Consider the following 23,022-nt stretch of genomic DNA (forward strand, 5'->3'; position numbering starts at 1 on the left):
GCAAATAAGTACCCTGTGGGAGCGAGCCTGCTCGCGATGGCGGAGTGTCAGGCAGTGTTGTACCTTCCGTGACAGAGGTTCATGACAGCTTCCTGGCCGATAAACAGCCCCATGCCATCACTGGGTAACTTACTGCACCTAGCGCCCGCAAAACCTCACTCTGGACAACATCCGCAAATCCCCGTCGCGGTAATAATCGTCCGTCCAGCTGTCATCCACCGCCAGCGGCTTGACCTGCTTGAGCGCCAGTTTTTTCGCGAAATAGCGAAAGCGGTAATGCTCGTAGAAGCGCAGCAGCTCAAGCCCGTAGCGGTCGGCCAGGTCGGTGTCGCCCTGAATGATCAGGTAGTTCTCGTCGTTGCCGCTGCTGGCCGCGGCGCTCAGGTTGTGGCTGCCGCTGATGATGGTCGGCGTGTCGCTGGTGAAGTCGGTGACGACGGCTTTGGTGTGCACCAGCAGATTGCCTTTCTGGCCTTTCATGTTTTCCCTGAGCCAGCCCTCCAGGCCGGTATTGAGCAGCGCGGTGGCGGCGAATTCGGCGGTGCGGTCGGCATGAAAGCCAGTGATGCGGCTGGTGGTGTTCTGCAGGCCGTAACGCAGCACGTCGTCGTTGGGTTGACCGAGCAAGGCATCGAGGATCCGGTCGGGCAAGGCGAAGGCCGTGACGAACAGCAGGTCCTTGCGAGCGCCATTGATGATATCGACGAAGCGATCCAGGTCGCCCTCTCCCGTACGCGGCGAGAACCCGGTGAACAATGGCTCCTCGGGGACCATGGGGTTGTTCCGGTTGATCCACTGCCGCGTGGCCCCGACGTCCTCGGGTGCGGCCCAGATCTGCTCGAACACCTGGCGATAGCTGTTGCTGACCCGCGCGTCGTCCAGCACATGAATAACGTTGGCCTGGCGGTAGACGCCGTTGGCAGTGAAATTGGTGCTGCCGCACAGCACGGCCTCGGGGTGAAATGAACCGGTGTCGTCGACCTTGCTCAGCACGATGAACTTGTCGTGGAAAATATTGTGCGTGACGCGCCCGCGCTTGTTGGCCGCCGGCAGCGCTGCCAGACTGGCTTCGTTGCGCAATGTGCCGTCGTCTCCCGGCTCAGCGTGGTACAGCACCCGTACCCGCGCCCCCCGTGCGAAAGCGGCGTTCACAGCCTCGACGATCACCGGCAGTTCATATTCATAGATGGCGACGTCCAGGGCCCAACTGGCGTTCAGGGCCCGGTCGATAAAACCGGTCAAGCGCCCTAGCAAACCGTTTTCCAGCCAGCGGCGCGGCGCGTCGGGCCAAGCATCGATGGACAGGTTTTTGTTGGCGTCGATCAGCGCATCCAGCTCGGGAAATTTGCGCTGGAAGGCCTGGCTCGCGGCCACGGCACGATTGAAGATGACCCCCTGGTTGCTTGGCTGACCATCGTCACTGGTCACTGACACCTCAAGTGATTCCCCCAGTTGCGGCGCGTCAGGGCTGCCATAGGCCAGGTGCACACGGTAGTGAATTGCCACGCCTGGGTTGATGGCGTAGTCGGCCCAGCGAAATTTCTGCAACGGTGCTTTATCGCTCGGCGTAGCGCGAAATTGCGGGAACGTGTGCACCTTGTCGGGGAAGGTCAGGCTGTTGAACAGGAACAGCCAGGGCTTGGCGCCGTGCTGCTTCTCGATGGCAAAGCCGAGCAAGCCCTTGCGCCGGGGTTCGGCCAGGTCCATGGCGAGCAATACACCGTTGGTGCCAGCGTAGGCCTTGACCCGAAAATCGTCCTGGGCGTTGGTGACGAGTACGCGCATGGTTCACTCCTGTGAGGTCTGGCTGAGCATAGAACAGCGATGCTTATTGAGCGTGCGGATCTGACACCGGGGCGATGCTATCGCGAGCAGGCTCGCTCCCACAGGGGATTCATCGATCGAGTGTTCACCACAGAACAAATGTGGGAGCGAGCCTGCTCGCGATGAGGCCATGTCAGTCAGCGAACATCCGAGCCCGGTAGTCCTTCATCAATATGCCGATACTGCGCCCCCAACTGCCCCGCCAATTGCCGGGCCCGGCCCAGGCGAATCGGTCCGCGTTCGATGTCGATCAACAGGCTTGGGCAATCAAGGGGCGGCAGTGTCAGCTGCTGTTTGACTCGCCCGTCGGTCATCAGCAACACCCGCTGTTGCTCGGTCGGGTAGCGCTTGCGCCGGGCCGTCAACCAGCGTCCGGCCTCGTTCAGCGCCGCCAGCAACGGCGTGCCGCCGCCGGCGCCCAGGCCGTCGAGCCAGTCCCGTAGCCCCGCCGAGGCCTTGAGCCCTTGCACCTGCCAGGCTGGTGCGCTGCCGCTGGCCGTCAGCAAGGCCAGCCGGGCGCGCTGGCGGTAGGCGTCATCGAACAGTTGCGCCAGCAGGCCTTTGCCATCGCTCAAGGCTTGATGACGACGAGTCGAGGCCGAGGCGTCGACGATGACCAGCCACAGTTCATGGGGCGAACGATGGCGTTGCTGAAAACGCAGGTCTTCACGCAGGCGTGGACGGCCAGCGAGCAAGGTGCCTGGCCAGTTCACCGCCCCGCTGGCCGCCGCTTTGCTGCGGCCCTGGCGCCCCTGGTCCAACCGTCCCGCACGGGGTCTGGCATTCACCCCCGCGGGCGAACGGGGGCGAATGCCTAGGGCTTTTTTGGCCAGCTCGGCACGTCACGCCGAGTGCCGATGGGCAATGCCCGGGCCGGCAGGTCACCCCACTGGCCCTGGCCTTCGTCAGGCCTGGCGGTTTGATCGGCGGTGGCTGGCGGCGCCTGGGACGGCGCAGGGGCCGAAGGCTCGCGCCTGCGATGACGCAATGCAAACTCGGCGACCGCATCAATGTCCTCAACGGCAATGGCATCCGCCCCGCGCCACGCAGCATGGGCGCGGGCGGCCCGCAGCCAGACCAGGTCCGCGCGCAAGCCATCGACCCCAGCGGCAAAACAACGCTCGGTGATCTGCGCCAGCGCCTGGTCATCCAGAGGAATCTGCATCAACCGGTCGCGAGCCTGTTGGCAGCGTTCGCGCAACTGCCGCTGGGTCGGTTCCCATTCCGCGCAGAACGCCGCCGGATCACTGTCGAAATCCAGCCGCCGACGAATAATCTGCCCGCGCTCAAGCGGTGCGGTGTGGCCGTCCAGCGCCACGTTCAGGCCGAAACGGTCGAGCAACTGCGGACGCAATTCACCCTCTTCCGGGTTCATGGTGCCGATCAATACAAAACGCGCCGAATGCCGGTGTGAGATGCCGTCACGCTCGATCAGGTTGGTGCCGCTGGCGGCCACGTCCAGCAACAGGTCCACCAGGTGGTCGGGCAGCAGGTTCACTTCATCGACATACAACACCCCGGCGTCGGCCTTGGCCAAAACGCCGGGAGAGAACTGCGCGCGCCCCTCCCCCAGGGCCGCGTCCAGATCCAGGGTGCCCACCAGCCGCTCTTCAGTGGCGCCCAAAGGCAAGGTGACAAACTGGCCGCTGGCCAACAGGTCCGCCAGCCCCCGGGCCAGCGTGGACTTCGCCATGCCCCGTGGGCCTTCGATGAGCACACCGCCGATTTTCGGATCGATCGCAGCCAGGCACAGGGCAAGTTTCAGGTCATCGGCCCCGACCACGGCGCAGAGCGGGAAATGAGGGGTGTCGGTCATATCTAATTCTCAAAGGTGGTCGGTAACGTCGATGTGAACAGAGTACTTGTGGCGAGGGGATTTATCCCCGTTGGACTGCAAAGCAGGCCTCCCAATGTGGACAAGAGGGTCGCTTCGCAGCCCAGCGGGGATAAATTCCCTCACCACAGGTCAACCCATCACAGGGGTTGTGTATAGCCCGTCGAATGGGCAAGTCAGCTGTCTTCTTCTATGTCCAACAACAAGTTCTCCAGCGCCTCTCGATACTCCCCGGGCTCCTGCCACATTCCGCGCTGCTGCGCTTCGAGCATGCGCTCGGTCATGTCGCGCAAAGCATCGGGGTTGTGCTGGCGAACGAAATCGCGGGTATCGGGGTCGAGCAGATAAGCCTCGGCCAGCAAGGCGTACTGGTGATCGTCGATCAACTGCGTGGTGGCGTCGAAGGCGAACAGGTTGTCCACCGTCGCCGCCAGTTCAAACGCACCTTTATAGCCGTGGCGCTTGATCCCGTCGATCCACTTCGGATTAGCCGCCCGGGAACGAATGACGCGGTTGAGCTCTTCTTTCAACGTGCGGATCTTGGGCAAGTCCGGCTGGCTGTGATCGCCGTGGTAACTGGCCGCCGTTGCGCCGCCAAGCGTCTCCACCGCCGCCAGCATGCCGCCCTGGAATTGGTAGTAATCGTTGGAGTCGAGCAGGTCGTGTTCGCGGTTGTCCTGGTTCTGCAACACCGCCTGCACCTGACTAAGGCGCCGGGAGAACTGCTCCCGGGCGGCAGTGCCTTCATCGCCGGCGCCGTAGGCGTAGCCACCCCAATTCAGGTAGACCTGCGCCAGGTCTTCGCGGCTCTGCCACAGGCGGCCGTCGATGGCACCCTGCACACCCGCGCCGTAGGCGCCGGGCTTGGCGCCGAAGATCCGCCACCCGGCCTGACGGGCCGCGACCTCGGGTTCAAGGCCCGATTCCAACAGGGCCTGGCGCTCGCTGCGCACCTTCGCCGCCAAGGGGTTCATGTCGTCCGGTTCGTCGAGGGCGGCGACGGCCTGCACCGCTGCATCGAACAGGCGGATCAGATTGGCAAAGGCGTCCCGGAAGAACCCGGAGACCCGCAGCGTGACATCGACCCGAGGCCGGTCCAGCAGACTCAACGGCAGGATCTCGAAATCGTCGACTCGTTGGCTGCCCGTGGCCCACACCGGACGCACGCCCATCAACGCCATGGCCTGGGCAATGTCGTCACCGCCGGTGCGCATGGTGGCGGTGCCCCACACCGAAAGCCCCAATTGACGCAGGTGATCGCCGTGGTCCTGCAAGTGCCGCTCAAGGATCAGGGACGCCGACTGAAAACCGATGCGCCACGCTGTGGTAGTCGGCAGGTTGCGCACGTCCACCGAGAAGAAGTTGCGCCCGGTGGGCAGCACATCCAGGCGCCCGCGACTGGGCGCACCGCTGGGGCCGGCCGGCACGAAACGCCCGCTCAAGGCATCGAGCAAACCGCGCATTTCCGCCGGGCCGCAAGCATCCAGACGCGGAGCCACGACGCCGCGCAGGTTTTCAATAATGCTGTTCACCGTTTCCCAACCCGGCGCCTCAAGTTGCGCGACCACGCCCTCCAGGGCCTGCTCGATCAATTGCCCGGCGAACAATTCCAAACGTTCACGAGTATCGCCAGCGGTCCGCCAAGGTTCGTCGCTGAGCCGAGCCAAGGCTTCGGGACACGCGCCGGTCCAAGGTTCGGCCAGCGCACAATCCAGCGGATCGAAACCCAGTGCAAAGGCCTTGGCCAGCGCCCGCAGCAAACTCGACTGCGCGCCCTTGCCATCCCCCCGGGGAATGCGCAGCAACGCCAGCAAGGTGTCGATGCGCAACCGTTGTGTGGGCGACTCGCCAAAAATGTGCAGGCCGTCGCGGATCTGCGACTCCTTCAGATCGCACAGGTAAGTGTCCAGGCGCGGCAGCCAGATTGCCACGTCAGCGTCGCCGTCCAGTTGCAACTCGCGGTCGATGTGGGTTTCGCGCACCAGATTCAGAATGTCTCGCTGCAGTTCCCGGGCGCGGCGTGGGTCGAGCAGTTGCGCTTCGTAGTATTCGTCAGCCAACAGCTCAAGGTTACGCAGCGGCCCATAGGTTTCGGCCCGGGTCAGCGGCGGCATCAAGTGATCGATAATCACGGCCTGGGTGCGACGTTTGGCCTGGGCGCCCTCGCCCGGGTCATTGACGATGAACGGATAGATGTTCGGCAACGGTCCCAGCAGCGCATCCGGCCAGCAGTTTTCCGACAGCCCGACGCCCTTGCCCGGCAGCCATTCGAGATTGCCGTGCTTGCCGACATGAATCAGCGCGTGAACCCCGTAGGTGTTGCGCAGCCAGAAATAAAACGCCAGGTAGCCGTGGGGCGGCACCAGGTCCGGGTCGTGGTACACGGCGCTCGGATCGACCTGATAGCCTCGAGCCGGCTGGATGCCGACGAACGTCAGGCCCAGGCGCACACCCGCGATCATCAGCCGGCCATCGCGGAACATCGGGTCCTGTTCGGGCGCGCCCCAGCGCTCCAGCACCGCCTGGCGATTGGCCTCGGGCAATGCGTCGAACATGGCCCGGTAAGCATCCAGCGCCAGGCTCTGGTGACAGGGCCGCTGGTCAAGACTGTCCAAGTCGTTGCTTACCCCGCCGAGCAACTGCTGGATCAGCGCGGTGCCGCTCGCAGGCAGTTCAGCCGGCAGCGGATAGCCCTCGGCCTGCAAGGCCCGCAGGATATTCACTGCCGCCGCCGGGGTGTCCAGGCCGACGCCGTTACCGATGCGCCCATCCCGGGTCGGGTAATTGGCGAGGATCAGCGCCACACGCTTTTGCGAGTTGGGCAGGCACGCCAGGGTAGTCCAGCGCCACGCCAGCTCAGCGACAAAATCCATGCGCTCGGGCACGGCCCGGTAGCAGACCACATCGCTCTGGCTGCGCTCGCTGCGCCAGGCCAGGTCCTTGAAACTGATGGGGCGACTGATGATCCGCCCGTCCAGTTCTGGCAGGGCAATGTGCATCGCCAGGTCCCGCGGGCCCAGACCCTGCTCACTGGCGCGCCAGCCAGGCTCGTTGTCCTGGGCGCAGATCGCCTGGATCACTGGGATATTGCGGCGAAACGGTCGCAAGTGCGGCGCTTCGGGGCTCGATTGGGCGAAACCGGTGGTGTTGAGGATCACCCCCGCCGCCACCTCATCCAGCCAGTCTTCAACCAAGGCCAGGCAAGTAGGCTCCTTGAGGCTCGCCACGGCAATGGGCAAGGGATTGAGCCCCGCCGCTTGCAGACGCTGGCAAAACACGTCGATGAACGCCGTGTTCGCTGCTTGCAGGTGGGAGCGATAAAACAGCACCGCCGCCACCGGCTGCCCGGCCCGCCAGTCGCTTTGCCAATCACTCAGGCTGGCGTTGGTTCGTTCCGGATGGTAGATCGCCGTGCGCGGCAGGGTTTGCGGTTCGCCCCAAGGATAGTCGCGACCGAACCATTGGCTGGCCAGGTTATGGAACAGGTCCAGGGCATTGCCCAAACCGCCTTGGCGCAGGAACTGCCAGAGCCGGTCCCGATCCTCATTGGGCACGTTGCTCAGGTCGCTGAGTTCCGGGTCGGGTCGATCGTCCCCCGGCACCAGGATCAGCTTCACCCCGCGCTCGGCCAGTTCCATAAGACGTTCAATGCCGTAGCGCCAATAACCGATACCGCCATGCAGGGAAAGCAGGATGACCTTGGCGTGACGCAACACGTCGTCGAAATACAGATCCACCGAGGCGTGGTTTTGCACCTGCATCGGGTTGGCGAGGCGAAACTGCGGATAGTCGTCCGGCAACTGCCGCGCCGCTTCGGCCAGCAGCGCCAGGCTGGAGTCGCCGCTGCACAGGATCACCAGCTCGGCGGGGGTTTGTCCGAGATCGGCAATGTTGTCGTCCGACACGAAACCGCCGGGCTGGGTCCTGAGCAGGTGCATGGCTTAGACGCTGAGGGCGGCGCGCAATTGCGCTTCGAGCAGCCCGGCATCCAGCGCCTGGCCGATCAGCACCAGACGGGTCACCCGCGCTTCATCGGCGCCCCACTGCCGGTCGAAATGTTTGTCGAAGCGCGTGCCCACGCCCTGGATCAGCAAACGCATCGGCTTGCCAGGAATGGCCGCGAACCCCTTGACCCGTAGCACGCCGTGCTGGACCACCAGCTGGGTCAGCGCGTCCAGCAGCAGGCTTTCGTCGGCCTGGGGCAGTTCGATGGAAATGGAGTCGAACGCGTCATGATCATGATCATCATCGTCGCCGTCATGGTGATGATCGTGATGGCTGTGGCGGCTATCGATGTGCTCCTCGGAGCCGGCGCCCAGGCCGATCAACACTTCCAAAGGCAAGCGGCCGCTGCTGGCTTCGATGACCTTGACCGCCGGCGGCAGTTCTTCGGCCACTTCCAGGCGCACCTTGGCCAGGTCTTCAGGGCTGATCAGGTCGGCTTTGTTGAGGATCACCAGGTCGGCGCTCGCCAGTTGATCGGCGAACAGCTCGTGCAGCGGTGATTCGTGGTCCAGGTTGGGGTCAAGTTTGCGCTGGGCATCGACCTGGTCCGGGAACGCGGCGAACGTGCCGGCGGCCACGGCCGGGCTGTCGACCACGGTGATGACCGCATCGACGGTGCAGGCGCTGCGGATTTCCGGCCACTGGAAAGCCTGGACCAGCGGTTTGGGCAGGGCCAGGCCCGAGGTTTCGATAAGGATGTGATCGAGGTCACCGCGCCGCGCCACCAACTCGCGCATCACCGGGAAAAACTCTTCCTGCACGGTGCAGCACAGGCAACCGTTGGCCAGTTCATAGACGCGACCGTTGGCTTCTTCTTCGGTGCAGCCGATCGAGCACTGCTTGAGGATCTCGCCGTCGATGCCCAGCTCGCCGAACTCATTGACGATCACGGCGATGCGGCGGCCCTGGGCGTTGTCGAGCATGTGCCGCAGCAAGGTGGTTTTACCCGAGCCGAGGAAGCCGGTGACGATGGTGACAGGGAGTTTGGCCAGTGTTTTCATCGGATGCCCTTTGGCAAGGTGGCGGGCAAACGGGACGACAACCCGCACGCATGGGCGCACGCGGAAGATTTCGCCACCGGATCACCCCGCCCGGTTGTAGTGAGAATCTGTGTCGAGGCAGGTCTCCTGGCTGACGGCGGGCCAGTCATTCGACTGGCAGTGACTGCGCCTTCCCGTGCACCCTTGGTCAAGAGCATGCACAGTGGCCTTGCAGAAACATCACCGTTCACAGTTGCGGGGGCAGCCGCGGCTTGGACCGCGTTCCCTTCTTAGCTTCGGCCAATGCCGAAGAACCTCGAAGGCGCAAGGCTACGCAGGGTGTGGGGGCGGGTCAATGTTCGCAGGTGAGTTCTGTGGTGTCTTGCGGGCCCTATCGCGAGCAGGCTCGCTCCCACAGTAAATCTCGCCGATCACAAAATTCATGTTCAACAAAGCTCAACTGTGGGAGCGAGCCTGCTCGCGATGGGCGCAACGGGTATCAGCCAATTGACGCCCCGCCCCCGCCCATGCTCTCCTGTGCGCCTAGTTACGGGTGCCCTTCACAGGGTGAAACGGGAAACCGGTGAATCGTGTGCTTTACTTCAAGGCCACGTCAGTCCGGTGCTGCCCCCGCAACGGTAAGCGAGAGAAGCGTCAGATCCACTGTGCCTCACGGCATGGGAAGGTGACGCTTGTCGGCCAGGCACAAGCCCTGCCCCTCGCGAGCCCGGAGACCGGCCCATGACACATGCATCAACAAACCCGCGGTGGGCGGGCGCTGTTCGAACCTTGGCGGGCCTGCGCCCGGGGTTTCATTGCGCTCGCTTCACCCGATGACAAGAGACCATAGGGAAGCGCCATGTCGACCATCAGCAGCACCGCCCGTACCGCCAGCAGCCCCACGACCCTGAGTCAGCGCCTGAGCGCGGCGATTTTCGCCTCGATCCTCGGTGCAGGCCTGGTCTATTTCGCCGGTTTCTCCCACATCGAAGCGGTGCACAACGCGGCCCACGACACCCGCCACAGCGCCGCATTCCCGTGCCATTGAGACCTGACGACATGATCAAGCGTATCGCGCAAACCGCCGGTTTCAGCGGGTTGCTGGCCGCCCTGCTGCTAACCCTCCTCCAGAGTTTCTGGGTATCGCCGCTGATTCTGCAGGCCGAAACCTACGAAAGCGCACCGGCTACCGAGCACCATGAGCACGCCGCTGGGGCCGTTCACTCCCATGATGCCCAAGCGTGGGAGCCGGAAGACGGTTGGCAACGACTGCTCTCCACCACCGGCGGCAATCTGGTAGTCGCGGTGGGTTTCGCCCTGATGTTGGCGGGCTTGTACACCCTGCGGGCGCCGACTCGCACGTCCCAGGGATTGCTTTGGGGTTTGGCCGGTTATGCCACGTTTGTCCTGGCCCCCACCCTCGGCCTGCCACCGGAGCTGCCTGGTACGGCGGCGGCCGATCTGGCCCAACGGCAGATGTGGTGGATCGGCACGGCGGCCTCCACTGCGGTAGGTATCGCCCTGATTGTCTTCGGCAGGCATTGGTTGCTCAAACTGTTGGGCGTGGCGACCTTGCTGCTGCCCCATGTCATCGGTGCGCCGCAGCCTGAGGTCCACTCGATGCTGGCGCCCGAAGCACTTGAAAGCCAGTTCAAGCTCGCCTCGCAATTGACCAACGTCGCGTTCTGGCTGGCCTTGGGCCTGGTCAGCGCATGGTTGTTCCGGCGTGGCGACCAGGCTCAGCACGACGCATGAGCACCGGGCCGATCCTGGTGGTCGGCCTGGGCTGTCAACGCGGCTGCCCGGCCAGCACGCTGCGAGAACTGCTTGATCAGACTTTGCGGGCACACGGCATCGAGCTCTCTGAGGTTCGCGCCTTGGCCAGTATCGACCTCAAGCGTGACGAGCCGGGCCTGCTGGAGCTGGCCGAGCAACTGGAGTTGCCGCTGACCTGTTTCAATGCCGAGCAATTGTCCAGCTACCAGCAGCGGCTCAGTCACCGCTCCGAGATCGCTTTTGAACGCACCGGTTGCTATGGCATCGCCGAAAGCGCTGCCCTGGCCCTGGCCGACCGGTTGGGCGCGACACCTGCGACGCTGTTGATTCCTCGCCAAAAGACCCCAAGCGCCACGCTGGCATTGGCGGTGACGTCGTAAAACCCGATAATTCACGCCCTGGATCATGAGCGATCTTCATTCAAAGGGTCGCCCACTCACCTTTAGGAACCGGTCATGACCGTTTATTTCATTGGCGCCGGCCCTGGCGACCCGGAACTGATCACTGTCAAAGGTCAGCGACTGATCCGCAGCTGCGCGCTGATCATTTACGCCGGCTCCCTGGTGCCCACAGCCGTGCTGGAAGGCCACAGCGCCGAACAGGTGGTCAACAGCGCCGAGCTGCACCTGGAGCAGATTATCGAGTTGATCAAGGCCGCTCACTTCAAGGGCCAGGACGTGGCCAGGGTGCACTCCGGCGACCCGAGCCTGTATGGCGCCATTGGCGAGCAGATTCGGTGCCTGCGGGAACTGGACATCCCGTTCGAGATCATCCCCGGCGTGACCGCGACCTCCGCCTGCGCCGCCCTGCTGGGCGCCGAACTGACTTTGCCGGACGTGTCCCAAAGCCTGATCCTCACCCGCTACGCAGACAAAACCGCGATGCCCGCCGGCGAAGAACTGGGCAGCCTGGCGCAGCACGGGGCGAGCATGGCGATTCACTTGGGCGTCAATCATCTGGAAAAAATCGTCAGCGAACTGCTGCCCCACTACGGCGCGGATTGCCCGATTGCCGTGATTCACCGGGCGACATGGCCGGATCAGGATTGGGTGGTGGGTACGCTGGCTGACATTGCCGAAAAGGTCCAGGCCAAGGGCTTTCGACGCACGGCGCTGATCCTGGTGGGACGCGTGCTGGGTAATGATGTGTTCAGTGAGTCGTCGCTCTACCGCGCCGGGCACGCGCATCTCTACAGGCCCTGAAAATACAACTTTAAGAGCGAGCTTGCTCCCACAGGGATTTGCGGCGATTAAAAAATCGAACATCACCGCCGCCCCAATGTGGGAGCGGGCTTGCTCGCGAAAGCGGTGGATCAGCTTGCGCGGATGTCGGATCCACCCATAAAAAACGGCGCTCACGGGCGCCGTTTTTTCTATCCGCAGCGAACACCTATCAGTAGTAGGCGTTTTCTTTCTGCGTGTGGTCGGTCACGTCGCGCACGCCCTTGAGCTCCGGGATACGCTCAAGCAAGGTGCGCTCGATGCCTTCCTTCAAGGTCACGTCGGCCTGGCCGCAGCCCTGGCAACCGCCGCCGAACTGGAGCACGGCGATGCCGTCTTCCACCACGTCTATCAGCGATACCTGGCCGCCGTGGCTGGCCAGCCCCGGGTTGATTTCGGTTTGCAGGTAATAATTGATGCGCTCGTTGACCGGGCTGTCGGCATTGACCATCGGCACCTTGGCGTTCGGCGCCTTGATGGTCAACTGGCCGCCCATGCGGTCGGTGGCATAGTCGACCACCGCGTCGTCCAGGAACGCTTCGCTGAACGAGTCGATGTACGCGGTGAAGCTCTTGAGCCCCAGCGCGGTGTCTTCAGGTTTCTCTTCCCCCGGCTTGCAGTAGGCAATGCAGGTTTCAGCGTACTGGGTGCCGGGCTGGGTGATGAAGATGCGGATCCCGATACCTGGGGTGTTCTGCTTGGACAGCAGGTCGGCCAGGTAATCGTGGGCGGCATCGGTAATGGTAATGGCGGTCATGGAAACTCCTCGCAGGCTTGTCGGCAGTTTACGCCAATCATCGCGCCGGACAAAGTCCTAGTATTTTTGTCAGGAAAGCGCCCGGATATCCTGGTCAGAGGTTCTGGTAGCGATTCATGTCCAGCACCCCACTTTCCAGCGGCTCCGTCTCCTGCAGGTAGTGGCTCAGGTCATGGAAGTACTGCCAGAACTGCGGGTGACTGCGCCGAATGCCCCAGCGCTCGACAATCCGCTCGAACGCCTGCCCGTCCCGGGCGCCCTCCATGGCATCGACAAAGGCCGGTACTTGCTCGGCGGGAATGTTGAAGATGAAGTTCGGGTAGCTGCTCAGCACGCCCGGATAGACCGTCAAGGTGTCCAGCCCCGGCTGGTATCGCAGCGCCTCGCCGAGCAAAAATGCCACGTTACTGTGAGCGCGGTTGCGCAGCAGGCTGTAGACCTCACGGCGACCGCTGACGGTTTCGACGCGCAGCATGGTCGCTTCCGGCAACTGGTTGATGACGCTCAGGCCCGCCGCCGGTCTGGAAGCCAGGCGACTGAGGGCCTGTTCGGCGTTCTGTAAGGCCGGATCAATGTTCGGACGTGAGCAATAGGCGCCATCACACCGGTTGATCGGATCGGGCCGCGCGTTCAAGTCACCATAACGAACCAGCAATTGCTGGACGAAATCGCGCTTGGGGTCATCTTCGTCAAGCTTGAGAGCGGTGGGTTTATCGTCGTCGATAGCCTCGTAATCGAGCCACATCTTGAATTTTCCGCCCGACTGATACCAATCGTTGAGGTAATCCTCACGGGAGTCGGCTGGCATCAGGCGCAGGAAGTTCTGCTCCGCGCCGTTGCGAATCAGGTCGAAATACAGTCGCGTCTGGGCCTGGTGGGACACGTTGCCGAACACGTCGAAGTTCACCGCCAACTGATAATAAGTGCGCTCCAGCAATGGAAAGTCGAACAGCCACATCGTCTGCGGCACCTCGCCAATCAGGCCCTTGGTGACCGAAGCACTGTCGAAATGCCGGAAAATGCTCAGCAAGGCATTGTCGTTGCCGGCCCACAGCGTCGACCAACTGGGCGCAGGCAGGTCGGCGTAGTTGTCGCGACGCAAGGCTTCGTACTCGTTGCGCTTGTCCCGGTAGTCCAGCCACAGGCTCAGGACGCTGCCCACATCGTCATTCTGCCCCGGCATCGCCAGCAACGGTGTGGCCTGGCCGCGGTAATTGGGGTCGGTGATGTACAGATCATGTTCCGGGGCCTGGAACAACGCCCAGAAGTTGTCGCGAATCACGTCCGTGGCGATCTGGCCCCGGCAAACCGGGCCGCGGATAAATGTGCGCACGAAATACTCGGCGTTATCGAGCATGAACTGATAGCGGGCCTGGGCCGGGATCGCCTCGAAGGTGGAAAACGGGTTGGCCCGGCGCTCCGGGCCGTACCCTGGCAACGCAGTGACCTGCCATCTGCCGCTGTAGAACAGGCTCTTGATCCGCGCCATTTTTGCCGCGCTCAACCCGTAGGTAATGTGGGTCTTGTGCACGATCACCCCTTGTACCGGCCAGAGCCGGTAATACACACGGGTGCCAGGGTCATCGTTCGGGCGGCGGGTGTTGATCAGATCGATTGGCTGGCCGGTAGGCGTGCGCGAACGTACCCACTGGAAGAAATGCCCCGGCTCGCCATCCTTGAAATAGATGTGCGCCAGAAACCAGTGCTCGAACAACCACCGGCCCACCAGGCTTTCCCGGGCGCCAGGGGCGTTGAGCAGGTTTTCCCACTGCACCACCTGCAAGGCTTCGGCGGCGCTCGGCGCCAGCGCTTGCTGATCGATGGGTGCACCCGCGGCCAGCCAGCGCTGCAAGGTCTGATATTGCTGGTCGGTCAGGCCAGTGACCGCCAGAGGCATGCCTTCCTTGGGATGCGCGGCGGCGTACTCGTCGAATTGCCCCGGCATCGGGCAGCTGTTGTCACGCTCAAGCCCAAGCACGATGTCCTGGGGCAGCTTGGCGTTGGGCTGCAACGGTGTGTTGTGGCCCAGTTCGAGCATCTGCGCCATCAGCGCGGCCTGACTGCCTTGAGCATCCAGCACGGAATAGAAGCCTTTGCGCTGCCAGGCCCGCTGGCCGGAGGCGTCATAGAACAAACGGGTGGGTTCGGCAGCCTGGCGTCGTTCACCGTCATAGACTGGCAGCTTGCTCGCGCCCCGGGACACGCCTTCGCCACTGCCCAGGTTCAATTGGCACGCAGAGTCATAGCAGGCGTGGCAGGCGACGCATTTTTCCGTGAAGATCGGCTGGATATCGCGAGTGTAGGAAATCGCCGGGGCGGGATCCTTTGCCACTGAGTGAAAAGACAACAGCAGCAACAGACTGCCGAATAAGACGCGGTACGGCATGTCTCGGGTCCCTAAGAGATAATCCGGCGATTCTACCGGGCCGCCATCGCGATGCAAACATGAGCAGGATTCATGCAAAAGCCACCCATGATCAAATCCTGTACAGGTTTGCTATCATCCCCGCCTTCGTAATGGTCTTTTTCCAGGTAGTCCTATGTCCGATCGCAGCGCTCGCCTTTATCTTCTCCAGCAGGCCCTCAAGGAACGCATTCTGATCCTCGACGGCGGCATGGGTACGATGATCCAGAGCTACAAGCTTGAGGAACAGGACTATCGTGGCAAGCGTTTCGCCGACTGGCCGAGCGACGTCAAGGGCAACAATGATTTGTTGGTCCTGAGCCGTCCGGATGTGATCGGCGCCATCGAAAAAGCCTACCTGGATGCCGGTGCCGACATTCTGGAAACCAACACCTTCAACGCCACCCAGGTGTCCCAGGCCGACTACGGCATGCAGGGCCTGGCCTACGAGCTGAACCTGGAAGGCGCGCGCCTGGCCCGCAAGGTCGCCGACGCCAAGACCCTGGAAACACCGGACAAGCCGCGCTTCGTAGCCGGCGTGCTGGGCCCGACCAGCCGCACCTGCTCGCTGTCGCCAGACGTGAACAACCCCGGCTACCGCAACGTGACCTTCGACGAGCTGGTGGAGAATTACACCGAGGCCACCAAGGGCCTGATCGAAGGCGGCGCCGACCTGATCCTCATCGAAACCATTTTCGACACGCTCAATGCCAAGGCAGCGATTTTCGCCGTGCAAGGGGTATATGAGGAATTAGGCGTCGAACTGCCGATCATGATCTCCGGCACCATCACCGACGCGTCCGGCCGCACCCTGTCCGGCCAGACCACCGAAGCCTTCTGGAACTCCGTCGCCCACGCCAAGCCGATCTCCGTTGGGTTGAACTGCGCCCTCGGTGCCAGCGAACTGCGCCCGTACCTCGAAGAACTGTCGAACAAGGCCAGCACCCACGTATCGGCGCACCCGAACGCCGGTCTGCCCAATGAATTCGGTGAATACGACGAACTGCCGGTGGACACCGCCAAAGTCATCGAAGAGTTTGCCCAAAGCGGCTTCCTGAACATCGTCGGCGGCTGCTGTGGCACCACCCCGGCGCACATCGAAGCCATCGCCAAGGCCGTGGCCGGCTACGCACCGCGCCAGATTCCGGAGATCCCGCGGGCTTGCCGCCTGTCGGGCCTGGAACCGTTCACCATCGATCGCAGCTCCTTGTTCGTCAACGTCGGCGAGCGGACCAACATCACCGGTTCGGCCAAGTTCGCCCGCCTTATCCGCGAAGACAACTACACCGAAGCCCTGGAAGTGGCCCTGCAGCAGGTCGAGGCCGGCGCGCAGGTGATCGACATCAACATGGACGAGGGCATGCTCGATTCGAAGAAGGCCATGGTGACCTTCCTCAATCTGATTGCCGGTGAACCGGACATTTCCCGGGTGCCGATCATGATCGACTCCTCGAAATGGGAAGTGATCGAGGCCGGCCTCAAGTGCATCCAGGGCAAGGGCATCGTCAACTCCATCAGCATGAAGGAAGGCGTCGAGCAGTTCATCCATCACGCCAAGTTGTGCAAACGCTACGGCGCCGCCGTGGTGGTGATGGCCTTCGACGAAGCCGGCCAGGCCGATACCGAAGCGCGCAAGAAGGAAATCTGCAAGCGCTCCTACGACATCCTGGTCAATGAAGTCGGCTTCCCGCCGGAAGACATCATCTTCGACCCGAACATCTTCGCCGTCGCCACCGGTATCGAAGAGCACAACAACTATGCCGTGGATTTCATCAACGCCTGCGCCTACATCCGCGACGAACTGCCTTATGCGCTGACCTCGGGTGGCGTGTCCAACGTGTCCTTTTCGTTCCGGGGCAACAACCCGGTGCGCGAGGCGATTCATTCGGTGTTCCTGCTCTATGCAATCCGCTCGGGCCTGACCATGGGTATCGTCAACGCCGGCCAACTGGAGATCTACGACCAGATCCCGGTGGAACTGCGCGACGCGGTGGAAGACGTGATCCTCAACCGCACGCCTGAAGGCACCGACGCCCTGCTCGCCATCGCCGACAAGTACAAGGGCGACGGCAGCGTCAAGGAAGCGGAAACCGAAGAGTGGCGTGGCTGGGAAGTGAACAAGCGCCTGGAACACGCGCTGGTCAAGGGCATCACCACGCACATCGTCGAAGACACCGAGGAATCGCGGCTGTCGTTCGCCCGCCCGATCGAAGTCATCGAAGGCCCGTTGATGGCCGGCATGAATATCGTCGGCGACCTGTTCGGCGCCGGCAAAATGTTCCTGCCCCAAGTGGTGAAGTCCGCCCGGGTGATGAAGCAGGCCGTGGCCCACCTGATTCCATTCATCGAGGCGGAAAAAGGCGACAAGCCAGAAGCCAAGGGCAAGATCCTCATGGCCACGGTCAAGGGCGACGTCCACGACATCGGCAAGAATATCGTCGGCGTGGTGCTCGGTTGCAACGGCTATGACGTGGTCGACCTGGGCGTGATGGTGCCGGCAGAGAAGATCCTGCAGGTGGCCAAGGAGCAGAAGTGCGACATCATCGGGCTGTCCGGCCTGATCACTCCGTCCCTGGACGAGATGGTGCATGTGGCCCGCGAGATGCAGCGCCAGGATTTCCACCTGCCCCTGATGATCGGTGGCGCCACGACCTCCAAGGCCCACACGGCAGTGAAGATCGAACCCAAGTACAGCAACGACGCGGTGATCTACGTCACCGACGCCTCGCGCGCCGTGGGCGTGGCCACCCAGTTGCTGTCCAAGGAACTCAAGCCGGCATTCGTCGAGAAAACCCGCCTGGAGTACATCGACGTTCGCGAGCGCACCGCCAACCGCAGCGCCCGTACCGAACGCTTGAGCTACCCGGCCGCCGTGGCGAAAAAACCGCAGTTCGACTGGAGCAGCTACCAGCCGGTCAAGCCGACCTTTACCGGCGCCAAGGTGCTGGACAACATTGACCTCAACGTCCTGGCCGAATACATCGACTGGACACCGTTCTTCATTTCCTGGGACCTGGCCGGCAAGTACCCGCGCATCCTCACCGACGAAGTGGTCGGAGAAGCGGCTACTGCCCTGTACGCCGATGCCCGGGCGATGCTGCGCAAGCTCATCGACGAGAAACTCATCAGCGCCCGCGCCGTGTTCGGCTTCTGGCCGGCCAACCAGGTGCATGACGACGATCTGGAAGTCTATGGCGAGGATGGCAAGCCACTGGCCCGCCTGCATCACCTGCGCCAGCAGATCATCAAGACCGATGGCAAGCCGAACTTCTCCCTGGCCGACTTCGTCGCGCCCAAGGACAGCGGTGTGACCGACTACGTGGGCGGCTTCATCACCACCGCCGGCATCGGCGCCGAAGAAGTCGCCAAGGCCTACCAGGAAGCCGGCGACGACTACAACTCGATCATGGTCAAGGCCCTGGCCGACCGCTTGGCCGAGGCCTGCGCCGAATGGCTGCACCAGCAGGTGCGCAAGGAGCATTGGGGCTACGCCAAGGACGAAAGCCTGGACAACGACGCCCTGATCAAGGAGCAATACACCGGCATCCGCCCTGCCCCCGGTTACCCGGCCTGCCCGGATCACACCGAAAAGGCCACCTTGTTCCGCCTGCTCGACCCCGAGGCCAGCGAACTGAAAGCTGGACGCAGCGGCGTATTCCTCACCGAGCATTACGCCATGTTCCCGGCGGCAGCCGTCAGCGGCTGGTATTTCGCCCATCCCCAGGCGCAATACTTCGCCGTGGGCAAGATCGACAAGGATCAGGTCCAGAGCTATACCGCGCGCAAAGGCCAGGACTTGAGCGTGACTGAGCGCTGGCTGGCGCCGAATTTGGGTTACGACAACTAAGAGCCTTAAAGGATCGCAGGCTCCTACAGGGTTTTGTGTATTGATGTAGGGGCTGCCGCAGGTTGCGATCTTTTGTCTATGCTTGTTCCAAACCCATGGCAGACGAGGGATTTATGGACGATCCGATCGACAACAAGCCGCCGACCCTGTGGCAGATGGTGCACAGTGTGCTGGCTGCCGCCTTCGGCGTGCAGAGCGGCAAGAATCGCGCCCGTGACTTCACCCACGGCAAGCCGAGTCACTTCGTGGTATTGGGCATCGCCTTCACGGTGATCTTCGCCCTGACACTGTTTGGCATCGTCAAGCTGGTGGTGCATCTGGCGGGGTTGTAAATCTGTCTACGACACACATAACCCCCCTGTGGGAGCGAGCCTGCTCGCGATAGCGGTTTGTCAGTCACCTCATGGCTGACTGAACCACCGCTATCGCGAGCAGGCTCGCTCCCACAGTTTTTTCACCACCACTCTATTGGTGACTGACCCAGAACACCGCGGTGCCCACCACCAGGATAATCAGGAACAAAATGGCCCAGGCATCAACAGTACTGTCGCTTTTCCTTGCTTTGGTCGGATTGCTCATTGCATCGCCTCTTGTCGGTTTTGTAGGTGATTGCATAGGGACTCGACCACAGTTAAGACGATGATTGCCCGCACGACAAATGTGGGTTAGGCAATAATCAATCCCATTAGTCGATTTGGTTCTTTACATATACTCAAACATCACTTTTGCGCATAACTCAAAACAGGTATCTTGCACCGGCTCCTGTAGGAGTGCGCGGCCGTGCGCGCAGAATTGCCGAGGCAGAATCCGATTCCAGCGAGCCAACACGCAGCTGTTTCTGATCGGCCCAAGCCTGAGAACGAGACTTATATGTACGTATATGACGAGTACGATCAGCGGATCATCGAGGACCGCGTCAAGCAGTTCCGTGATCAGACCCGACGCTATCTGGCAGGCGAGCTGAGCGAAGAAGAATTCCGCCCTCTGCGTTTGCAGAATGGCCTGTATATCCAGCGCTTCGCCCCGATGCTGCGCGTAGCGGTGCCCTATGGCCAACTGACCTCGCGTCAGGTGCGCATGCTGGCCAAGATTGCCCGCGACTACGACAAAGGCTATGCCCACATCAGTACCCGCCAGAACGTCCAGTACAACTGGCCGGCCCTGGAAGATGTGCCCCAGATCCTGGCTGAACTGGCCACCGTGCAGATGCACGCGATCCAGACCAGCGGCAACTGCCTGCGCAACGTCACTACCGACCAATTCGCCGGTGTCGCGGCCGATGAGTTGATCGACCCGCGCCCCTGGTGCGAGATCGTTCGCCAGTGGACCACCTTCCACCCGGAATTCGCCTACCTGCCGCGCAAGTTCAAGATCGCCATCAATGGCTCGACCTCGGACCGTGCGGCCATTGAAGTCCATGACATCGGCCTGGAGACGGTCTACAACGCCGCCGGCGAGCTGGGCTTCCGTGTGCTGGTGGGCGGCGGCCTGGGCCGTACGCCGGTGGTCGGCGCGTTCATCAACGAGTTCTTGCCATGGCAGGACCTGCTGAGCTACCTCGACGCCATCCTGCGGGTGTACAACCGCTACGGCCGTCGTGACAACAAGTACAAGGCGCGGATCAAGATCCTGGTCAAGGCCCTTACGCCAGAAGTGTTCGCCGAAAAGGTCGAAGCCGAAATGGCTCACCTGCGCGGCGGCCAGACCACCCTGACCGAAGCCGAAGTCCATCGCGTAGCCAAGCATTTCGTCGACCCGGACTACAAGGCCCTGAGCAACCAGGACGCCGAGCTGGCCGCGCTCGACAAAGAACATCCGGGCTTCGCCCGTTGGCGCACTCGCAACACCCTGGCCCACAAGAAACCGGGCTACGTCGCGGTGACCCTGTCCCTGAAGCCGACCGGCGTCGCGCCGGGCGACATCACCGACAAGCAGCTGGACGCCGTGGCCGACCTGGCTGAGCGCTACAGCTTCGGTCAACTGCGCACCTCCCACGAACAGAACATCATCCTGGCGGACGTTGAACAGAGCCAGTTGTTCACCCTGTGGGGCGAGTTGCGCGAGCAAGGGTTCGCCACGCCGAACATCGGCCTGCTGACCGACATAATCTGCTGCCCGGGCGGCGATTTCTGCTCCCTGGCCAACGCCAAGTCGATCCCTATCGCCGAGTCGATCCAGCGTCGTTTCGACGACCTGGACTACCTGTTCGACATCGGCGAGCTGGACCTGAACATTTCCGGTTGCATGAACGCCTGTGGTCACCACCACGTCGGCCACATCGGCATCCTGGGCGTGGACAAGAAAGGCGAGGAGTTCTACCAGGTCTCCCTGGGCGGCAGCGGTAGCCGCGACGCCAGCCTGGGCAAGATCCTCGGCCCATCGTTTGCCCAGGACGACATGCCTGACGTGATCGAGAAGCTGATCGACGTTTACATCGAACAACGTACCGAAGACGAGCGTTTCATCGACACTTATCAACGTATCGGCATCGACCTCTTCAAGGAACGCGTCTATGCAGCGAATAATTAAGAACGACGAGGTTATCGACGAAACCTGGCACCTGCTGCCCAAGGACGCGACCCTCGATGGTATTTCCAACTGCGACGACCTGATCGTGCCCCTGGCCCTGTGGCGCGATCATGCTCACGCCCTCAAGGCCCGCGATGGCGGCCTGGGTGTGTGGCTGGACGCCGACGAAGAGGCGGAGGAAATCGGTGATGACGCCAATCAGTTCCAGGTCATCGCCCTGAACTTCCCGGCCTTCACCGACGGGCGCAGCTACTCCAACGCTCGCCTGCTGCGTGAGCGTTATGGCTTCAAGGGCGAATTGCGGGCGATTGGCGATGTGCTGCGCGACCAACTGTTCTACATGCGCCGTTGCGGTTTCGACGCCTTTGCCTTGCGCGCCGACAAGGACCCCTTTGAAGCCCTCGAAAGCCTCAAGGATTTCTCGGTGACCTACCAGGCTGCCACTGACGAACCGTTGCCGTTGTTTCGTCGTCGCTGAAACCTGATACAAAAAAAGCCCTGATCCGGGTGTTCCGGTTCAGGGCTTTTTTATGGATGGATGATTGGTGCGGAACCTGATCTTCAGCTCACCCTGAACCCAATGTGGGAGCGAGCCTGCTCGCGATAGCGGCTCGCCTGAGCAGGTGATGCTGGATGAACCACCGTCATCGCGAGCAGGCTCGCTCCCACAGGGTTAGCCGTTACCAGAACCGCTGCTGGGTCAGGCGGCTCCACCAACTGAGCAGCACCCGGTCCACCGAACCACTGGCCGCCATGCCAATACGCTCCTGCAAACTTTTGCGCTCGGCGTAGTGCAAGTGGTACAGCTCGGCACTCTTGGCTCGTTCGGCCAGGTATTCATCGCTGGTTTTCAGCTCGTCCACCAGGCGCTTGTCCAATGCTGCGACGCCCAGCCAGACTTCGCCAGTCGCCACTTCATCAATGGCCAGTTGCGGACGGTAGTTGGACACGAAGTTCTTGAACAACTCATGGGTGATGTCCAGGTCTTCCTGGAACTTCTCCCGACCCTTCTCGGTGTTTTCGCCAAACACCGTCAACGTGCGCTTGTATTCACCGGCCGTCAGCACTTCAAAATCGATGTCGTGCTTCTTCAGGAGACGGTTGACGTTTGGCAACTGGGCCACGACGCCGATGGAGCCAAGAATGGCAAAAGGCGCGCTGATGATCTTCTCGCCGATGCACGCCATCATGTAGCCGCCGCTGGCCGCGACCTTGTCGATGCACACCGTCAGCGGCACGCCGGCCTGACGGATCCGGGCCAGTTGCGAGGAGGCCAGACCGTAGCTGTGGACCATGCCGCCACCGCTTTCCAGGCGCAACACCACTTCATCCTTCGGGGTCGCCAGGGTCAGCAATGCGGTGATTTCATGACGAAGGCTCTCGGTGGCCGAGGCTTTGATGTCACCGTCAAAATCCAGCACGAATACCCGAGGCTTGGCCGCCGGCTTGTCCTTGTGTTTCTTGGCGGCCTTTTCAGCCTTGCCTTCGGTCTTGCGCAGGGCCTTGAGCTGGTCTTTATCCAGCAGCGTCTGCTCCAGGCGCTCACGCAGTCCCTTGTAGAAGTCGTTGAGTTTGCTCACCTGCAACTGGCCGGCAGACTTGCGCCGGCCCTTGCTGCGCAGGGCAGCAAAACTGGCCAGCACCACCAGGATGGCGATCACCAGCGTCACGGTCTTGGCCAGGAAACTGGCGTATTCGATGAAAAACTCCACGATGGCTCCTAATAAATTCAAAACGCCGCTCAAGGGCGGGCACTCAACACGTTCAGCATACCCATGCGCCTGCGCCACGACCAGCCGTGAAACCTGTGGTTACCTTAACGGGAGCGTAGCTGGACAAGGCTGTA

The 23,022-nt window shown here is 62.2% G+C and carries 16 protein-coding genes and 2 riboswitches; of the genes, 8 read left to right on the forward strand and 8 right to left on the reverse strand.

Annotation, left to right across the window (positions count from 1 at the left end):
• Nucleotides 1-138 precede the first annotated feature (138 nt).
• The 5 genes from PSH91_RS16625 to cobW all read right to left on the reverse strand — a co-directional run bounded on the left by PSH91_RS16625 (nucleotide 139) and on the right by cobW (nucleotide 8,664).
• The gene (locus PSH91_RS16625) at nucleotides 139-1,785 is read right to left on the reverse strand and encodes a phospholipase D-like domain-containing protein (protein ID WP_107322656.1); all 1,647 of its coding nucleotides are present in this window, start codon (nucleotides 1,783-1,785) and stop codon (nucleotides 139-141) included.
• Between the two features lie 176 nt (nucleotides 1,786-1,961).
• Complete coding sequence (locus PSH91_RS16630; protein ID WP_370695202.1) at nucleotides 1,962-2,585, reverse strand: VWA domain-containing protein; 624 nt, start codon at nucleotides 2,583-2,585, stop codon at nucleotides 1,962-1,964.
• 53 nt (nucleotides 2,586-2,638) lie between these two features.
• Nucleotides 2,639-3,640: an ATP-binding protein gene (locus PSH91_RS16635; RefSeq protein WP_107322655.1), complete on the reverse strand. Its 1,002-nt coding sequence runs from the start codon at nucleotides 3,638-3,640 to the stop codon at nucleotides 2,639-2,641.
• Between the two features lie 194 nt (nucleotides 3,641-3,834).
• Nucleotides 3,835-7,596, reverse strand: coding sequence for a cobaltochelatase subunit CobN (cobN, locus tag PSH91_RS16640; RefSeq protein WP_305466244.1), 3,762 nt, complete (start codon nucleotides 7,594-7,596; stop codon nucleotides 3,835-3,837).
• A gap of 3 nt (nucleotides 7,597-7,599) precedes the next feature.
• Nucleotides 7,600-8,664 carry a cobalamin biosynthesis protein CobW gene (gene cobW / locus PSH91_RS16645; protein WP_047227829.1) on the reverse strand — a complete coding sequence of 355 codons (1,065 nt, stop codon included), beginning with the start codon at nucleotides 8,662-8,664 and terminating at the stop codon, nucleotides 7,600-7,602.
• A gap of 98 nt (nucleotides 8,665-8,762) precedes the next feature.
• Nucleotides 8,763-8,977, reverse strand: a riboswitch (cobalamin riboswitch).
• A 200-nt stretch (nucleotides 8,978-9,177) separates the two neighbouring features.
• A riboswitch (cobalamin riboswitch) is annotated at nucleotides 9,178-9,401 on the forward strand.
• A 101-nt stretch (nucleotides 9,402-9,502) separates the two neighbouring features.
• On the opposite strand from cobW, the gene PSH91_RS16650 reads away from it, so the two are divergent.
• From PSH91_RS16650 to cobM, 4 genes are all read left to right on the forward strand, one after another.
• Nucleotides 9,503-9,691 (forward strand): CbtB-domain containing protein, encoded by a 189-nt coding sequence (locus PSH91_RS16650; protein WP_305466246.1) that lies wholly within the window; start codon nucleotides 9,503-9,505, stop codon nucleotides 9,689-9,691.
• An 11-nt stretch (nucleotides 9,692-9,702) separates the two neighbouring features.
• Entirely contained in the window at nucleotides 9,703-10,398 is a 696-nt protein-coding gene (locus PSH91_RS16655) for a CbtA family protein (RefSeq protein ID WP_305466247.1), read from the forward strand.
• A complete protein-coding gene (locus tag PSH91_RS16660) occupies nucleotides 10,395-10,799 on the forward strand; it encodes a cobalamin biosynthesis protein (RefSeq protein WP_076384038.1) in 405 nt (134 codons plus the stop codon). Before PSH91_RS16655 ends, PSH91_RS16660 begins: the two co-directional genes overlap by 4 nt.
• Before the next feature lie 75 nt (nucleotides 10,800-10,874).
• Complete coding sequence (gene cobM, locus PSH91_RS16665; protein WP_107322653.1) at nucleotides 10,875-11,621, forward strand: precorrin-4 C(11)-methyltransferase; 747 nt, start codon at nucleotides 10,875-10,877, stop codon at nucleotides 11,619-11,621.
• A 190-nt stretch (nucleotides 11,622-11,811) separates the two neighbouring features.
• Here cobM and nfuA read toward each other — a convergent pair whose 3' ends face one another.
• Together nfuA and PSH91_RS16675 are read right to left on the reverse strand one after the other, a co-directional pair.
• The gene (gene nfuA / locus PSH91_RS16670) at nucleotides 11,812-12,396 is read right to left on the reverse strand and encodes a Fe-S biogenesis protein NfuA (RefSeq protein ID WP_003182850.1); all 585 of its coding nucleotides are present in this window, start codon (nucleotides 12,394-12,396) and stop codon (nucleotides 11,812-11,814) included.
• 94 nt (nucleotides 12,397-12,490) lie between these two features.
• A complete protein-coding gene (locus PSH91_RS16675) occupies nucleotides 12,491-14,782 on the reverse strand; it encodes a fatty acid cis/trans isomerase (RefSeq protein WP_305466249.1) in 2,292 nt (763 codons plus the stop codon).
• Between the two features lie 154 nt (nucleotides 14,783-14,936).
• Here PSH91_RS16675 and metH point away from each other — a divergent pair, with 154 nt between their 5' ends.
• The 4 genes from metH (at nucleotide 14,937) to PSH91_RS16695 (ending at nucleotide 21,654) form a co-directional block, all read left to right on the forward strand.
• Nucleotides 14,937-18,647, forward strand: a complete 3,711-nt coding sequence (gene metH, locus PSH91_RS16680) for a methionine synthase (RefSeq protein ID WP_047227823.1) — start codon at nucleotides 14,937-14,939, stop codon at nucleotides 18,645-18,647.
• Nucleotides 18,648-18,760: 113 nt separating this feature from the next.
• Nucleotides 18,761-18,979 (forward strand): DUF2970 domain-containing protein, encoded by a 219-nt coding sequence (locus PSH91_RS16685; protein WP_047227822.1) that lies wholly within the window; start codon nucleotides 18,761-18,763, stop codon nucleotides 18,977-18,979.
• 538 nt (nucleotides 18,980-19,517) lie between these two features.
• Nucleotides 19,518-21,176 (forward strand): nitrite/sulfite reductase, encoded by a 1,659-nt coding sequence (locus PSH91_RS16690; protein ID WP_047227821.1) that lies wholly within the window; start codon nucleotides 19,518-19,520, stop codon nucleotides 21,174-21,176.
• Nucleotides 21,160-21,654: a DUF934 domain-containing protein gene (locus PSH91_RS16695; RefSeq protein WP_047227820.1), complete on the forward strand. Its 495-nt coding sequence runs from the start codon at nucleotides 21,160-21,162 to the stop codon at nucleotides 21,652-21,654. Before PSH91_RS16690 ends, PSH91_RS16695 begins: the two co-directional genes overlap by 17 nt.
• Before the next feature lie 202 nt (nucleotides 21,655-21,856).
• On the opposite strand, the gene sohB is transcribed toward PSH91_RS16695, so the two are convergent.
• Nucleotides 21,857-22,888 (reverse strand): protease SohB, encoded by a 1,032-nt coding sequence (gene sohB / locus PSH91_RS16700; protein ID WP_047227819.1) that lies wholly within the window; start codon nucleotides 22,886-22,888, stop codon nucleotides 21,857-21,859.
• Nucleotides 22,889-23,022: the final 134 nt, after the last annotated feature.

It is taken from the genome of Pseudomonas sp. FP1154 (genome assembly GCF_030687245.1).
Taxonomy (GTDB): domain Bacteria; phylum Pseudomonadota; class Gammaproteobacteria; order Pseudomonadales; family Pseudomonadaceae; genus Aquipseudomonas; species Aquipseudomonas rhizophila.

What these genes read in the sequence shown, in the direction of transcription:
- PSH91_RS16625 (WP_107322656.1), bottom strand. Translation starts at nt 1,785, where the DNA reads ATGCGCGTACTCGTCACCAACGCCCAGGACGATTTTCGGGTCAAGGCC.
- PSH91_RS16635 (WP_107322655.1), bottom strand. Translation starts at nt 3,640, where the DNA reads ATGACCGACACCCCTCATTTCCCGCTCTGCGCCGTGGTCGGGGCCGAT.
- cobN (WP_305466244.1), bottom strand. Translation starts at nt 7,596, where the DNA reads ATGCACCTGCTCAGGACCCAGCCCGGCGGTTTCGTGTCGGACGACAAC.
- cobW (WP_047227829.1), bottom strand. Translation starts at nt 8,664, where the DNA reads ATGAAAACACTGGCCAAACTCCCTGTCACCATCGTCACCGGCTTCCTC.
- PSH91_RS16650 (WP_305466246.1), top strand. Translation starts at nt 9,503, where the DNA reads ATGTCGACCATCAGCAGCACCGCCCGTACCGCCAGCAGCCCCACGACC.
- PSH91_RS16655 (WP_305466247.1), top strand. Translation starts at nt 9,703, where the DNA reads ATGATCAAGCGTATCGCGCAAACCGCCGGTTTCAGCGGGTTGCTGGCC.
- PSH91_RS16660 (WP_076384038.1), top strand. Translation starts at nt 10,395, where the DNA reads ATGAGCACCGGGCCGATCCTGGTGGTCGGCCTGGGCTGTCAACGCGGC.
- cobM (WP_107322653.1), top strand. Translation starts at nt 10,875, where the DNA reads ATGACCGTTTATTTCATTGGCGCCGGCCCTGGCGACCCGGAACTGATC.
- nfuA (WP_003182850.1), bottom strand. Translation starts at nt 12,396, where the DNA reads ATGACCGCCATTACCATTACCGATGCCGCCCACGATTACCTGGCCGAC.
- PSH91_RS16675 (WP_305466249.1), bottom strand. Translation starts at nt 14,782, where the DNA reads ATGCCGTACCGCGTCTTATTCGGCAGTCTGTTGCTGCTGTTGTCTTTT.
- metH (WP_047227823.1), top strand. Translation starts at nt 14,937, where the DNA reads ATGTCCGATCGCAGCGCTCGCCTTTATCTTCTCCAGCAGGCCCTCAAG.
- PSH91_RS16685 (WP_047227822.1), top strand. Translation starts at nt 18,761, where the DNA reads ATGGACGATCCGATCGACAACAAGCCGCCGACCCTGTGGCAGATGGTG.
- PSH91_RS16690 (WP_047227821.1), top strand. Translation starts at nt 19,518, where the DNA reads ATGTACGTATATGACGAGTACGATCAGCGGATCATCGAGGACCGCGTC.
- PSH91_RS16695 (WP_047227820.1), top strand. Translation starts at nt 21,160, where the DNA reads ATGCAGCGAATAATTAAGAACGACGAGGTTATCGACGAAACCTGGCAC.